We start from the raw sequence: 13,750 nt of genomic DNA, 5'->3' as shown, positions 1-13,750 counted from the left end.
ACAGCAGTTTTTCGCCAACGGCATGAATGAGCGTTAGCGAATGAAGATCAGGCCCATGCCGAGAATGACAAGCGCAGCCCCCGCCCAGGCGCCGGCCGCCGGCCGTTCTCCCGTCCGCAGCCACAACATGGGAAGGATGATAGCAGGGGAGGTGGCCGAGAGCGTCGAGACGATGCCGACCTTGCCGCCCGAAAGTGCAAAGAGCAGCAGCGTCATGCCGATGGCAAGGGCTGTCACGCCGGTCAGCGCGGTCATCGCAAGGACTTTCCACGTCAAAGGCCCTTTCGGCTTGACGGAGGCGATGGGCAGTTGCGCCATCACGCTGAGACAGGCGGCCGCGATCCCGACGCGCAGCAGTGAGGCGACAAAGGGATCAAGGCCGGTCTCCATGACGGGGCGTGCGACGATCGAACCGATGGCCTGACCGGTCGCCGCGCCGAGCCCGAGGAGGACGCCAATCCAGAGCGGTCCCTTGATCGTCTCCCACTCATGCATCTGCGCCTTGCGCTTGCCGAAGATGATGGCGAGGAAAACACCGGTTGCCGTCAGGGCGATGCCGGCAACCGCCGGGACCGAGAGCGCCTCATCCAGTACCAGCCAGCCGAGCAGGGCGGCGATCGGTGCATTCAGCGCGAATATGATGCCGGAACGGCGCGGCCCGAGCCGGTTGAGCGCGGAAAAAAGCAGGGTATCGCCTATGAAGATGCCGATGAAGCCCGACAGCAGCAGCGGTCCGATCGTCGCCATATCCAGTTCACGCCATGCTCCCGTGGCGAGCACATAGATCGTCAGCAGTCCCGTAACGAAAATCTGGCGGACGCGGTTGAAGGTCGGTGCGCCGAGATGGCCGGCAGGGCCTGCGGAGATCAACCCGGTCAGGGCCCAGCAGGTCGCGGCGCCGAGTGCGGCAAGTTCATGAATAGGCATTGCAGTCCAATCGGTAGCCACCACGGAAACGACGTTCCATCCGCTTCGTTAAAACGCGATCGAACGGCTTTCGTCCAGAGCCGCGGCGCTGGATCAACAGCCTTCTGTTGCGGCGATGAAAGATCGTCAGTTGACCATGAAGCGGGAGCTGAAGGGGAGGCTCGCGGCGCCGACGGCCTTCGGGGCCGCGGAGGTCCTGCCTACGACGGCGTTCACCGAGGGAATTTCCCTCCGAATGAGCGTGCAGAGGGCCGCGCAGATATCGGCCGGAACAAAGGACGAGAGCACGACCGTCTTGAGTTCGATGAATTGCAGCAGCGATTGCGTGAGCTGAACAAGGCTTTCCGCGCAGGCTTGCTGCCAGGCGGCGAGCGGCGCCCCCATGGGTGGCCAGGATGGCTCTTGGCCCCAAAGCTTTTCTGCCGTTGCATCGCCTGCCGGCAGGGCGCGCTCCAGCGCCAGCACGCCGACATCGTAGCTCAGGGGGGAATTGCCGTTGTAGATTTGATGGTTGAGCACGAGTCGCCCGTGCAGTCGGGCGCCCAGATAAAAGAACAGGAAATCCTGCAATTGGCGCGCCGCGCCGAACAGGCTCTCGCCGCCGGCCGCGGCCGTGATGTCGTTCTGTACGAAGACAGGGAGGCCGAGTTCGGCCTCCAGATAGCGGTGCAGCACGTCATGATCCGGGCCGGAGCGGATCGGCGGCGTGGGCAGGGCAAGGCCGACGCCGGCAATGCGCGTCTGCCGGCTTTGCGAAAGTCCCGCGATCGCCTGGTGGATCTCGAGTGCCAGGGCTTCCGGTGCGTCAAACGTATCGGCGGTCTTGTGCGGCATCACCCGCTGATGCTGCACATTGCCGATGAAATCGACGACGACGATATGGGTGTTGCGATAGCCGACGCTGACGCCGACGGAATAGGCGCCCTCCGAGTTGAGCATCAGCGGCGTAGTGGGCGGGCCGACGCGGCCCTTCTGTGCCTCACCACGCACAACGAGGCCTTCCTGTTCGAGCGAGCGCACGATGACCGAGATGGTCTGGGCCGACAGGCCGGTCTTCTCGCCGATTTCGAGCCGTGTCGTCGCTTCGTTCTGGAGGAGCAGCGAGAGCACGAGGCGCTCATTGTGGCTGCGCACGCTCAGCGAGTTGAGCCCGCTCGCGCGGTCGGCGATGCGAAGCGGATTGGGTGGTGCGAAACGCATATCAGGCAAGGCGGCGATCCTTCCCGGAAAAGGCGGCAGTCAGAAAGCAGGACTTACGCATCTGCCCACCCGATCGCCAGAACCTCCTGCGCAAGCGCTTCGCCGAGCTGGCGGTGTGCTGCTTCATCGATATGGAAGCCGTCGGCCGGCGAGCATTGGCAGACGGTGCCGGCATCGAAGAAATGGGCCTCCAGCGAATCCGCCATGATCTCGAATTCCAGCGCCAGCTTGCGGGATTTTTCCTGGGCCCCGGAGAAGATCGATTCCCATTCGCGAAGATCGTCCAGCATCGGTGGCGGAGCGACGATCATGATTTCCGGATCGTGGCCGGCAGGACCGGGCGAGAGCTCGCGGATATCGTGCACGAGGCAGCCGATGCCCATGGCGACCTCCGAAGGCGGCATGTTGAAGCGCCGCTTCAGGTCGTTGGTGCCGAGCATGATGATGATGAGGTCGAGCGGCGTATGGCTTTGCAGGCAGGGTCGCAGATAGGTGCGGCCGTTTTTCAGCGATCCCTCGATGGGGTCGTCATGAACGGTCGTGCGGCCGCTCAGCCCCTCCTCGATGATCTGCCAGCCCGGGCCGAGCAGGCCTTCCAGTACGCCTCCCCAGCGCTGCTCCCGCCGATAGCGTTCAAGCGGCCCGCGACCGGGAATCTGGCCATGGGTGTTGGAATCCCCGAAGCATAGAACGGTCCGCGTCACTGTCTCCTCCACCGGGCCGGATGCCCGCTTTTCGGGCTCAGACTTCGCATCCGGAAGGGCGATTTGCAAGGATGGTCTATTATTCATTCAGTCTGAATAACTATTGACAGCTGAAAGCGCCAGTGATTTTGTATCGGCCGGAGGAGAATTTCAGGTCGTCGCAAAGGCTGTGCACGAGCACCGGACACGTGTCGCGGGCTGCCGGTGCCGCATGCCTTCCGGCCGGCGAAATCCCCCGTTGGACGCCTGCTTTTGGAGGAGAAGTATGAGCAGCATCATCAAGAAAATCGGCCTGTCGGTCCTGTTGGCCGGCGTGGTCTTCGCAACGAACGGTTTTGCGCAGGAGGTGCCGCTGCTCGAAGGCGTCACGGTCCGTGCGGAGAACAATCCGACGGTCGAGGAGGGCAAGTACAAGAAGGACGCGCCCTGGGTCATCGGCATGAGCAGTTTCGGTGTCAACGCGAACACGTGGACGGTGCAGGTGGCACATGAGGCACAGGCCGCCGCCGACCGCGACAAGCGCATCACCAAGTTCGTTCTGCTCGATGCCGGCTTCGACCAGAAGAAGCAGGTTGCCGATATCGAGGACCTGATCGCCCAGAAGGTGGATGCGATCATCGTCCAGCCGGTCACCTCGACCTCGGCCAATGCCAGCATTGAGAAGGCCATCGCCGCGGGTATTCCGGTCGTGCTGCACACCGGCCGCATCGAATCCGAGGCCTATACGACGGAAATCCAGGGCGGCGCCGAGCACTTCGGCAAGGTCATGGGCGACTTCCTCGTCAAGGAGCTTGGCGGCAAAGGCAACATCTGGGTGCTGCGCGGCCTTGCCGGCCACCCGGAGGATGCCAACCGCTACAACGGTCTCAAACAGTCGCTCGAAGGCACCGAGATCAAGATCGCCGCGGAGGAGCACGGCGACTGGCAATATGACAAGGCCAAGAAGGTCTGCGAGACGCTTTATCTCAACGACCCCAATGTCGCCGGCATCTGGTCCTCGGGCGCCGACATGACGCGCGCCTGCGTCGACGTCTTCAAGCAGTTCGGCGCGGCCATCCCGCCGATCTCGGGCGAAGGCAACAACGGCTTCTTCGGCCAGTGGATCGCCGACGGCTTCAAATCGGTCTCCTCGGAATACAGCCCCGCCCAGGGCGCTGCCGGCATCCGCGCTGCGGTCGCTCTTCTGGAGGGCAAGGCGCTTCACAAGCACTACGACTACAACCCGCCGGGCTGGGACCTCGAAAAGGTCAAGAAATACTACCGCGACGACCTTTCGGCCAATGTCTGGTGGCCGTCGGAACTCTCTGAAGAACAGCTCAAAGAGTTCTACGCCAAGCAGTAGGCGGATCATTACGAGAGGCGGGCGCCTGCCTGCCTCTCGTTATCCGGTAGAGGAAATCCATGTCGCATCTCATTGAAATGGCCGGCATATCCAAGGCTTTCGGCGGCAGCGTCGCGCTGCGTGACGTGTCGCTGACGCTGGCGCCGGGAACCGTGCACGCGCTGATGGGCGAGAACGGCGCAGGAAAATCGACACTGATGAAGATCCTTGCCGGCGTCCACCAGCCCGATAGCGGCGAGATTTTTCGCGCGGGGCGGGCCGTCAGTTTCGCCAATCCGCGCGCAGCGCTTGCGGCCGGCATATCGACGGTGTTCCAGGAACTCTCGCTGCTGCCCAACATGACGATTGCCGAAAACATGTTCCTGGGCCGCGAACCGGTCGGTCGCCTCGGTGGCATCGACCGGCGACGCATGCGCGAGGAAACGAAGGGTGCGCTTGCCCGTCTCGGCCTGACGCTCGATCCTGACACGCTGGTTTCGGAACTCTCCATCGCCGAGCGTCAGTTTGTCGAGATCGCCCACGGTATCGACGCGGATGCCGATGTCTTCATCCTCGATGAACCGACGGCGGCGCTGAATGCTGCCGATGTCGAAGTTCTCAACCGGCATATTCGGGCACTGCGCGAAGCCGGCAAGGCCATCGTCTACATCTCCCACCGCATGGACGAGATCTTTGCCATCTGCGACGTGGTGACGGTGCTGAAGGATGGTCAGCGGGTCGGTACGCGTCCGCTCTCGGAAATGGCGCCGGCCTCGCTGATCGCGATGATGGTCGGGCGCGAACTGGAAGACCTTTTTCCGGAGCGCGGTGAAGGGGAAGGCGCTGCGGCGCTTTCCGTGTCCGGCCTGCGGCTGCAGATGGATTCCACACCCTTCTCCTTCACGGTGAGGAAGGGCGAGATCGTCGGCTTTGCCGGGCTCGAAGGGCAGGGGCAGCAGAAAGCGCTGCGCGCGCTCGTCGGTCAGTTCGCGCCTGTCGAGGGAACGGTGTCTAGGCGCGGAGAAACCGTCAGGCTGCCTGTGCCGAAGGAAAGCGGCGTGCGGCGCTGGCAGGCGCTGGGCGGCGCCTTCGTGCCGGAAGATCGCAAGGACGAGGGCCTGTTTCTCGGTCATTCCGTTGGCCAGAACATCGTCGCGGCGCTGCACGCCGCCCGGCCGGCGCTGAAGGCGGCGAAGCGTTATGGGGCGGTCATCGCCGAGACGATGCGCCGGCTGAACGTCAAGGCGTCAGGCCCTTCGGCCGCGGTCGGCGCACTCTCCGGAGGCAACCAGCAGAAGGTGCTGCTCGGCCGCTATCTTGCGACCGATGCGGACCTGCTCCTGATCGAGGAGCCGACGCGCGGCGTCGATGTCGGCGCCAAGGCGGAAATCTATCGTATCCTGCGCGATTTCGCGAAAGCAGGCGGTGCCGTGCTGCTGCTGTCGCGCGAGACGGTCGAGCTGATCGGTCTCTGCGATCGCCTCTACGTGATCCACGGCAACACCGCCGTGTCGGAAATGCGCGCTGCGGAAGCAACCGAGCACGGCATTCTCGACGCAGCCCTGAGCGCATGACGAAGCGGACGTCCAGATGAATTTTTCTTCCTCCACTTTCGGGAAACTGCTCACCGGTCGCGGCAGCCGGCAGGGCCTGTGGCTGCTGCCGTTCGCCATCGCGCTCGCCATGGCGCTGTGGCTGGCGGTCACGACCAGCCAGTTCGGCCAATGGAGCAATCTTGCCAATCTCGTCGCGCAGGGCATGCCGCTGCTCATTACAGCCGTCGGGCAGATGTTCGTCGTGCTCGTCGGCGGGCTGGACCTGTCCATCGGCTCCGTCGTCAGCTTCACCACGGCGATCCTCGCGCTCGACCTGCCGGGCTACGTCACCATTCCCGGCGTCTTCCTGTTCGCCGGCCTCATCGGCGCCACCAATGGTTATTGCATCACCCGGCTCAACGTGCATCCGATCGTCGCGACGCTCTCCATGCAATATGTCGTGCTCGGCATAACCCGCGTGCTGCGGCCGGTCTCCGGCGGCACGGTGCCGGAGGGCGTGCGCTGGCTGGTCGAGGGTTCGCTTTTCGGTCTGCCGTTGCCGATCTTGTGGGGTATCGCCACGCTTCTCGTCGCCTGGAAGCTGCTTTACGGCTCACGCTACGGTCTGCATCTCTTTGCCATCGGCGGCGGCGTGGCCGCCTGTTCGGACGACGCGGCGCGCAATTTCGGCATTCCCGCCAGCCGCAATATCCTGCTGGCCTATGTCATCTGCTCGCTCTTCGCCGCTCTTGCCGGCGTCTTCCTGGCGGGGCGCATCGTCTCGGGCGATCCGAATGTGGGTCTGCTGATGGAGCTCGATGCGATCACGGCGGTCGCCATCGGCGGCACGCAGCTGTCGGGCGGCGTTGGCAGCCTGCATGGCACGGTCATCGGCGTGGTGGTGCTGGCGCTGCTCTCCAACGGCATGAACCTGCTCAATGTCACGCCTTTCGTGCAGACGGCGGTCAAGGGCATCCTGCTCATGGCCGTCGTGGCACTTCAGTCGCGCAAGAAGATCGGACTGTGATCATGTCGGCTCTCGTCAATTCGACCCTCTTCCGGCGTGTCTCCAAAGTTCCGCCGTCCTACTACCTGCTCGTCGTGCTGCTGGTGATCCTGTTCGTGGCTCGCCCGCAAATGCTCAACGCCAATGTGCTCGGTGTCTTCGTGCGCCAGGTCGTGCCGCTCGGCATCCTCGTGCTCGGTCAGTTGCTCGTGATGCGGGTGAAGTCGATCGACCTTTCGGGCGGCGGCGTCATCCTGCTGATCAACTATTGCATTTCGTCCGGTATCTTCCCCGGTGCCTCGCTCGGTTTCTACGTGGTACTGGCGCTGGCGACGGGACTCGTCATCGGCCTCTTCAACGGTGTGATGGTGGCCAAGCGCCGTGTTTCTGCCGTCATCGTCACGCTGGCGCTTTCCATCGTGCTGATCGGCTTCGTGCAATATCTGTCGAGCGGCAAGCCGCCGGGCGATGTGCCGAAGATCTTCGCTGAGCTGTTCAACACCCGCTTTGCCGGTCTGCCGAGCCCCGTCGTGTTCTGGATCGCGCTCACCGCATTGATGGCGCTGCTGCTGTCGCAGACGGTCTTCGGCCGCTTCGTCACCGCCGTCGGGGAAAGCATGCCGGCCGCGCATTTTTCCGGCGTGCCTGTCGAGCGCACAGTCATTCTTGCCCATACGCTTGCCGGCCTGATGGCGGCCATCGCGGCGCTCGTCCAGACGGCGTCGATCGCCGTCGGCAGCGTGCGTGTCGGGCTGGATCTGCCGATCCTGTCGGTCGCCGCGACCATTCTCGGCGGCGTGGTCTTCGGACGGGGCGAGGGGGGCGTCTGGGGCCCGTTCTTCGGCGTGCTCTGCTTCGCCTTCCTGTTTGTCGTGATGACGATGTTCGGCGTGGGCGATGCGGGAAAACTCGTCGCCCAGGGCCTGATCATCCTGTTTGCGGCCATCTTCTACGGCCTTCGCGCCGACAAGTGACATCAACAGCCATTCAAGGAGGACCAAATGGCCGAAAAGCGCTCAATCCTGTGCTTTGGAGATTCTTTGACCTGGGGCTGGATTCCCGTGAAGGAATCCGCACCCACCCTGCGCTATCCCTACGAACAGCGCTGGACCGGTGCCATGGCCGCAAAGCTTGGCGAGGGTTACCACATCATAGAGGAAGGCCTCAGCGCCCGTACCACCAGCCTTGATGATCCGAACGACGCGCGGCTGAACGGTAGCGCCTATCTTCCTTCGGCACTTGCCAGCCACCTGCCGCTCGATCTCGTCATCATCATGCTCGGGACGAACGACACGAAGTCCTATTTCCACCGCACGCCCTACGAGATCGCCAACGGCATGGGCAAGCTGGTCGGTCAGGTGCTGACCTCCGCCGGCGGTGTCGGCACGCCCTATCCGGCGCCCAAGGTGCTGGTCGTCGCCCCGCCGCCGCTCGCGCCGATGCCTGATCCATGGTTCGAAGGCATGTTCGGCGGCGGCTACGAAAAATCGAAGCAGCTCGCCGGCCTCTACAAGGCGCTCGCCGATTTCACCAAGGTGGAGTTCCTGGCCGCCGGCGACCACGTCGCCACCGACGGCGTCGATGGCATCCATTTTTCTGCGGAAACCAACATCAAGCTCGGACAGGCCATTGCGGACAAGGTTATGGCACTGTTCTGAGCGAAGCCACTCCGGCGCCTCCCTTGCCGGAGTGGCATTCCTTCAGTCGGCGATGGCGTCGAGTTCCGCCACGGCATCGGCTGGCAGGACGATGTCGGCGACGGCAAGGTTTTCCCGAAGATGAAGCCGTGACGAGGTGCCGGGGATCAGCAGAATGTTCGGCGCGCGCTGCAAAAGCCAGGCAAGCGCTGTCTGCATCGGCGTATGACCGAGGCGTGCGGCGACGGCCGAGAGCGTGGAGGACTGCAGCGGCGAGAAGCCGCCGAGCGGGAAGAACGGCACATAGGCCGTGCCTTCCGCCGCCAGCTGCTCGATCAGCGCATCATCGCCGCGATGGGCGACGTTGTACTGGTTCTGGACGCAGACGATGTCTGTGATCCTGCGGCCATCAGCGATCTGTCTGGCCGTGACGTTCGACAGGCCGATATGCTGGATAAGACCTTGGCGCTGAAGATCGGCCAGCACCGAGAGCGGTTCCTCCAGGGATCCTTCCGCCGGGCCATGCACGTCGAACATGGCGCGCAGATTGACGACGTGAAGCACATCCAGGCCGAGGTTGCGCAGATTGTCGTGGACGGCCTGGGTCAAGGCTTCTTTCGAGAATGCCGGGTTCCAGGAGGCATCCGGCCCCCGCGTCGCACCGACCTTCGTGACGATTGTGATACCGCCGGGATAGGGATGCAGTGCCTCGCGGATGATCTGGTTGGTCACATGGGGGCCGTAGAAATCGCTTGTGTCGATATGATCGACGCCGCTTTCGATGGCGTCGCGCAGCACGGCAAGCGCTTCCGTACGATCTCCAGGCGGGCCGAAAACGCCCTTGCCGGCAAGCTGCATGGCGCCATAGCCCAGGCGCTTTACAGAGCGGTCGCCGAGAGTGAAAATACCGGGTTTTTCAAGATTGGGCATGATCCATCTCCTTTGATTGCGAGACGGAGATAGGGCTGTTTCACCGTCATGATAATTGTCTATAATCCGTATGGGGCGTACGGGTTTTCGTACAATTGTGGAGGCAATGATGGATAACAAACCCGATATGGGCGATCTCGGCGCCTTCCTCGCCGTCGCCCGTGCCGGCGGGTTTCGCGAGGCGGCGCGAATTGGTGGCGTCAGCGCGTCCGTTCTCAGCGATGCGGTGCGGCGGCTGGAAACCCGGCTCGGCGTGCGCCTTCTCAACCGCACGACGCGCAGCGTCGTGCCGACGGAGGCGGGGCGCGGCCTGCTGGAGAGATTAGGCCCGGCTTTTGGTGAGATCGATGCCGCGCTTGCCAGCGTGAAGGATGCGCGCGATCGTCCGGCCGGCGCGCTGAAGCTCAATGTTCCCGTCAGCGCCGCAAGACTGGTCCTGCCGCGCATCGTGCCGGCCTTTCTGGCATCCTATCCTGATATTCGGCTGGAGATCATGACCGACGAGAATTTCGTCGATATCCTCGCTGCGGGCTGCGATGCCGGCATCCGCTACGACGAGCGGCTGGAACAGGACATGATCGCGGTGCCGATCGGCCCGCGCCTGCAGCGTTTCGCAAGCGGCGCTTCTCCCGCCTATCTGGACGCCCATGGCAGGCCGAGGCATCCGCGCGACCTGCTGGCGCATGTCTGCATCCGCGGCCGTTTCGCCGGCCGTGCCATCACGCCCTGGGAGTTCGAGCGTAGCGGCGAGATGGTGCGCATCGACCCGCCGGCAGCGCTCGTGGTGCAGGCCGGCGGCGGTTCGGATCTTGGTGTCGCTGCCGCGATCGCCGGGACGGGGATCGTATCGCTCTTCGAGGATTGGTTGCGTCCCCATTTCGAAAGTGGTGCACTGGAACCGGTGCTGGAGCCCTGGTGGCAAAGTTTTTCCGGCCCGTTTCTCTATTATCCCGGACGCAGGCTCGTACCGGCTCCGTTGCGGGCCTTTATCGATTTCGTAAAAGCGATGCCTGGGGACTGAGCCTTCGGGCCGGATTTTCCTTCATCGCCTTTTGCGTTGCGCCTATCGTGCTCCCAGGAGAATCACCATGTAGGCAACGATGGCAGAACGACGATATGGCGAGGCACCGCCGAAAACCGATGTCACCATTGCCGGTGCGGACTGGTATGGCCGCCAGATCGAGCGCGAGCGTCATGAGAACACGTTGTTTGCCGATCTCGACATGAGCGAGGCGCAGACACTTGGCGCGGTCTTCCACGAATGTACCTTCCGCCGCGCCCGCTTCAATGCCTCGTCACATCAGGCGAGCGCCTTCGTCAACTGCACCTTCGTTTCCTGCCGGTTCTTCGACAGCCAGTTTACGGAGTGCAAACTGGTCGGCAGCATGTTCGATGCTTGTGATTTCGACCAGATGCAGGTTTCGGGCGGCGACTGGTCCTTCACCGGTCTGCCGGGTGCGGTACTCGGCCGCGCCGTCTTCAAGGGCACGCGCCTGCGCGAAGCCGATCTCACGGGCGCCTTTTGCAAAGGCGGTACGATGCGCGATGTCGATCTCTCCGGCGCGTGGCTGCACGCCGCCGACTTCACTGCCTGTGATCTGCGGGGCAGCGACCTCAGCGCCATCGACCCGGCCAACGTCCACCTGAAGGATGCGATCATCACCATCGACCAGACGATCGCCATCGCCGAGGCGCTTGGCCTCGACGTGCGGTTGAAGTGATTTTTTATGTATCGCGAATGCACGTTATGAGGGTTTTTGTTCTAGAAGCTGCAGTCGGCAAACGGCTTGGCGCTGTCGCTTTGCTCGCGGTGGCTCATTTTGACGCCATATTCGCCATTTGATTGCATTTGTTTTTTGCGAGGCCGATTGCAAGGCTTCTGTTTTCGCGTGTGGAGACAGTGTATTGTAGATATATAAGTAATAACAATGGAATGATGTCGGTTTTCAATTTTCGAAAGATTTCTCCATTGCAACCATAAGATTTTTAATGTTTTAGTCGATTTTTATACATTAACCAGATATTGACGATTGGCTTAACTCTTATGGTAGCATGAATTAAATCATCTCAACCGGAGGTGATTTTCATGGGCAAGATCGACAAAGGCGTTCAGAGCGGAATTTCATCGCAAAATACACGTTTTGGTAGAATTGAAGTTGCCGCGCCGTCTCTCTGTCCGGCAGGGGATATCGCGGAGAGCGTGAACATGCTGTCAGGGGAGAAGGCGCGGCAAGCCGACACGGCGGCGCCGGTGCCCGAGATCACGCTGGGAGGGTTGCGGATTGCCGCCGTGGATCGCCAGATGGCTGCAGCCCTCCTGATTTCCGCGGCCCACCGGCGCGGACGAAAACCGTTCTATTCCACCTCCGCCAATGGCGAGGTTCTTGCCCGGGTCCATGCCGACAAGACTGTGGCCCAGCTCTTCCGATGTGCCGACCAGATCCTCGCGGATGGCCAACCGCTGGTCTTCGCCTCGCGCTGGCTTTGCCGGCGGACGTTGCCGGAGCGGGTCGCAACGACCGACCTTTTTCATGACGTGGCGAAAATAGCGGAGCGGGAAAGGGTGAGCTTCTATCTTTTCGGAGCGGGCGAGGTGGAAAACATCAGGGCCGCCGCGGCGATCCAGCGGCTCTACCCCGCTCTTCTCATCACCGGGCGCAGCCATGGATATCTGACAGGCGCCGCGCTGGAGCAGAAGGTCGAGGAGATCAACCGTCTGGCGCCGGACATTCTGTGGCTTGGCCTTGGCGTGCCGCGCGAACAGCTGTTCGTGCGTGATTTTCTGAGCCGTCTCGATCGCGTCGGGGTGATCAAGACTGCCGGCGGGTTGTTCGATCATCTCGCGGGCAAGACGCCGCGCGCGCCCCTCTGGATGCAGCAGGCCGGGTTCGAATGGCTCTGGCGGGCGTCAATGGAGCCGCGCCGGCTGCTCTGGCGCTATCTATCGACCAATCCTCGCGCACTCTACGTGCTCCTGCGGTATTCGCAGTGACATCGGTTCGGGATCGGATGCCTCCCGGATGGAGTTGCCGAAGGAAACACCGGTGAGGAGAAGGGCAAGGCCAAGTGCCAGCGGCGAGAAGAACGCTTCCTCCTGCAGCACCGCATTGGCGGAGATCGTGACGACGGCCACGAAGGCGAAGAGGAAATCCGAGCGGCCGGTCTCCGTGAGCCGTCGTGCTGCGGTGGCGGCAAGCGTGGCCAGAAAGCCGAAGAATACGAAGCTGCCGATCCCCATTTGATAGAGCATCACGCCGACGGCGCTTTCCACCGGTACGGCCGCCGCCCCTTCGCCCTGTGCTCGATCCCAATCGAGATTGACGCTGGTACTCGACAGGTTGCCACCGATACCAAGCCCCTGTCCGAGCGGATTGCCGAGAAAATCGCGCAGGCCGGCGATGAGGCCGAGTACATGGTAGTCACCGTGCCGCGCACCATAGGCGATTGCTGCAACCGTCCAGGCGGTTGCCAGAACAGTGACGATCAGGAGTGTCAGCCTCGCGTGGGAGGGCCGATAGGTCATGCGCGCAGCAAGTGCGACCGCGAGCAGGAAAGCCGCACCCTTCGAACCGATGACCAGCAGCAGCGGAAAGGCGGCAAGCGGCAAAAGCCACCGTCCGCGAAAGAGCAACCAGGCGGAAGACAGGCTCAACGCGTAGGCATAGCTGATCGGATGGAAATTTGGTCCGCCATTACGGAAGATGCGGGGCAGTGCATCGCCGAACAAGGCGGTGTTGAAGACGGTTGCGGTCATCGTGTCTTCCAGGCCGCGCAGCACGAAGCCGGTTTCGCGCAACGCCTTTTCCCAGACCCCAGCCTCGATCTGCTCCTTGAGACCGCGCTGGACATAGAGGTCACCATGGAAAATAGCGAGGAAATCCATGCGGAAAATCTGCTCCAGATAGCCGTAGCCAACTGCGATAGTGCAGAGGCAGGCGACCGGCACGCGCATGTCGAGCCGGTAGAGACTGGCGGCGATAAGGGCGATATGGAAACAGGCGACCGGGGTGATGTTGTTGCGAAAATAGATGATCGCGTCCTTCGGGCTGCCACGTACCGCGCCAAGCGCCAGATAGAGCGTGATGATGCCGCAAAGTGCGAACGTGAAGATGAGCCAAGGCCGGAGCGCCGGCAGGGCGCGCACGCGTGCTTGCGGCGAGGCGGCCAGGAAGAGGCCGAAGATCGTCATCAGGATGACGAAATTGGCGCCGCGCAGCGCATCGAACGTATCGTCGTCCGGAACGAAGGGTGTGAACCAGGCGACGACGAGATTCTGGAACAGGAATGCGCAGGCGATGACCGTTGGCATGCCCGCCGGGATGCTGACGGCGAGCACGGCTGTCAGCAGAAAGGTTGCTGCGAAGCCGAGCGGTGTCCAGACTGCGAAGGCGGCGACCGCCGCGATGATCGTGGAAAAGGCGATGAAGAGGTGGAAGAGGGCATCGGATCGCTGGGGGCTGTCGGAAAGCGGGATTGTTGCTGCCGTCATT

Annotated in this window: 13 protein-coding genes; 8 read left to right on the top strand and 5 right to left on the bottom strand. The window is 62.6% G+C overall.

The genetic code is table 11. The features are described 5' to 3' along the window. Window positions 1–33: 33 nt before the first annotated feature. The 3 genes from MUU55_RS21885 to MUU55_RS21875 form a co-directional block, all read right to left on the bottom strand. Entirely contained in the window at window positions 34–927 is an 894-nt protein-coding gene (locus MUU55_RS21885; RefSeq protein WP_244762900.1) for a DMT family transporter, read from the bottom strand. A gap of 126 nt (window positions 928–1,053) precedes the next feature. Then, complete coding sequence (locus MUU55_RS21880; protein ID WP_244763136.1) at window positions 1,054–2,127, bottom strand: ROK family transcriptional regulator; 1,074 nt, start codon at window positions 2,125–2,127, stop codon at window positions 1,054–1,056. Window positions 2,128–2,180: 53 nt separating this feature from the next. Continuing rightward, window positions 2,181–2,831: an SGNH/GDSL hydrolase family protein gene (locus tag MUU55_RS21875; RefSeq protein WP_244762899.1), complete on the bottom strand. Its 651-nt coding sequence runs from the start codon at window positions 2,829–2,831 to the stop codon at window positions 2,181–2,183. A gap of 265 nt (window positions 2,832–3,096) precedes the next feature. Between MUU55_RS21875 and MUU55_RS21870 the strand changes: the two genes are divergently transcribed. From MUU55_RS21870 to MUU55_RS21850, 5 genes are read left to right on the top strand one after another with little or no spacing between them, the layout of a single operon-like run. Continuing rightward, window positions 3,097–4,173: an ABC transporter substrate-binding protein gene (locus MUU55_RS21870; protein ID WP_244762898.1), complete on the top strand. Its 1,077-nt coding sequence runs from the start codon at window positions 3,097–3,099 to the stop codon at window positions 4,171–4,173. A gap of 59 nt (window positions 4,174–4,232) precedes the next feature. Then, window positions 4,233–5,726: a sugar ABC transporter ATP-binding protein gene (locus MUU55_RS21865; RefSeq protein WP_244762897.1), complete on the top strand. Its 1,494-nt coding sequence runs from the start codon at window positions 4,233–4,235 to the stop codon at window positions 5,724–5,726. A gap of 16 nt (window positions 5,727–5,742) precedes the next feature. Then, entirely contained in the window at window positions 5,743–6,714 is a 972-nt protein-coding gene (locus tag MUU55_RS21860; RefSeq protein ID WP_244762896.1) for an ABC transporter permease, read from the top strand. A gap of 2 nt (window positions 6,715–6,716) precedes the next feature. After that, on the top strand, window positions 6,717–7,667 hold the full coding sequence (locus MUU55_RS21855; RefSeq protein ID WP_244762895.1) for an ABC transporter permease: 951 nt from the start codon (window positions 6,717–6,719) through the stop codon (window positions 7,665–7,667). Window positions 7,668–7,694: 27 nt separating this feature from the next. Next, window positions 7,695–8,351: an SGNH/GDSL hydrolase family protein gene (locus tag MUU55_RS21850; RefSeq protein ID WP_244762894.1), complete on the top strand. Its 657-nt coding sequence runs from the start codon at window positions 7,695–7,697 to the stop codon at window positions 8,349–8,351. Window positions 8,352–8,393: 42 nt separating this feature from the next. Here MUU55_RS21850 and MUU55_RS21845 read toward each other — a convergent pair whose 3' ends face one another. After that, window positions 8,394–9,260, bottom strand: a complete 867-nt coding sequence (locus MUU55_RS21845) for an aldo/keto reductase family oxidoreductase (RefSeq protein WP_244762893.1) — start codon at window positions 9,258–9,260, stop codon at window positions 8,394–8,396. Window positions 9,261–9,369: 109 nt separating this feature from the next. Between MUU55_RS21845 and MUU55_RS21840 the strand changes: the two genes are divergently transcribed. From MUU55_RS21840 to MUU55_RS21830, 3 genes are all read left to right on the top strand, one after another. Next, window positions 9,370–10,281, top strand: coding sequence for a LysR family transcriptional regulator (locus tag MUU55_RS21840; protein WP_425314212.1), 912 nt, complete (start codon window positions 9,370–9,372; stop codon window positions 10,279–10,281). Window positions 10,282–10,360: 79 nt separating this feature from the next. Next, complete coding sequence (locus MUU55_RS21835; protein ID WP_244762891.1) at window positions 10,361–10,981, top strand: pentapeptide repeat-containing protein; 621 nt, start codon at window positions 10,361–10,363, stop codon at window positions 10,979–10,981. Window positions 10,982–11,466: 485 nt separating this feature from the next. Then, window positions 11,467–12,252 (top strand): WecB/TagA/CpsF family glycosyltransferase, encoded by a 786-nt coding sequence (locus tag MUU55_RS21830; RefSeq protein WP_244763135.1) that lies wholly within the window; start codon window positions 11,467–11,469, stop codon window positions 12,250–12,252. Here MUU55_RS21830 and MUU55_RS21825 read toward each other — a convergent pair. Next, a complete protein-coding gene (locus MUU55_RS21825; protein ID WP_244762890.1) occupies window positions 12,202–13,749 on the bottom strand; it encodes a hypothetical protein in 1,548 nt (515 codons plus the stop codon). The genes MUU55_RS21830 and MUU55_RS21825 overlap by 51 nt on opposite strands. Between the last annotated feature and the right edge of the window lies 1 nt (window position 13,750).

The sequence above is a fragment of the Shinella curvata genome (assembly GCF_022899935.1).
Taxonomy (GTDB): domain Bacteria; phylum Pseudomonadota; class Alphaproteobacteria; order Rhizobiales; family Rhizobiaceae; genus Shinella; species Shinella curvata.
The sequence above is the reverse complement of the archived record's forward strand: the minus strand, read 5'-3'. Positions and strand labels throughout refer to the sequence as shown.

Coding starts and splice junctions, on each gene's coding strand:
- MUU55_RS21825 (WP_244762890.1), bottom strand. CDS start 13,749: ATGACGGCAGCAACAATCCCGCTTTCCGACAGCCCCCAGCGATCCGAT.
- MUU55_RS21835 (WP_244762891.1), top strand. CDS start 10,361: ATGGCAGAACGACGATATGGCGAGGCACCGCCGAAAACCGATGTCACC.
- MUU55_RS21840 (WP_425314212.1), top strand. CDS start 9,370: ATGGATAACAAACCCGATATGGGCGATCTCGGCGCCTTCCTCGCCGTC.
- MUU55_RS21860 (WP_244762896.1), top strand. CDS start 5,743: ATGAATTTTTCTTCCTCCACTTTCGGGAAACTGCTCACCGGTCGCGGC.
- MUU55_RS21885 (WP_244762900.1), bottom strand. CDS start 927: ATGCCTATTCATGAACTTGCCGCACTCGGCGCCGCGACCTGCTGGGCC.
- MUU55_RS21870 (WP_244762898.1), top strand. CDS start 3,097: ATGAGCAGCATCATCAAGAAAATCGGCCTGTCGGTCCTGTTGGCCGGC.
- MUU55_RS21850 (WP_244762894.1), top strand. CDS start 7,695: ATGGCCGAAAAGCGCTCAATCCTGTGCTTTGGAGATTCTTTGACCTGG.
- MUU55_RS21880 (WP_244763136.1), bottom strand. CDS start 2,127: ATGCGTTTCGCACCACCCAATCCGCTTCGCATCGCCGACCGCGCGAGC.
- MUU55_RS21830 (WP_244763135.1), top strand. CDS start 11,467: ATGCTGTCAGGGGAGAAGGCGCGGCAAGCCGACACGGCGGCGCCGGTG.
- MUU55_RS21865 (WP_244762897.1), top strand. CDS start 4,233: ATGTCGCATCTCATTGAAATGGCCGGCATATCCAAGGCTTTCGGCGGC.
- MUU55_RS21855 (WP_244762895.1), top strand. CDS start 6,717: ATGTCGGCTCTCGTCAATTCGACCCTCTTCCGGCGTGTCTCCAAAGTT.
- MUU55_RS21845 (WP_244762893.1), bottom strand. CDS start 9,260: ATGCCCAATCTTGAAAAACCCGGTATTTTCACTCTCGGCGACCGCTCT.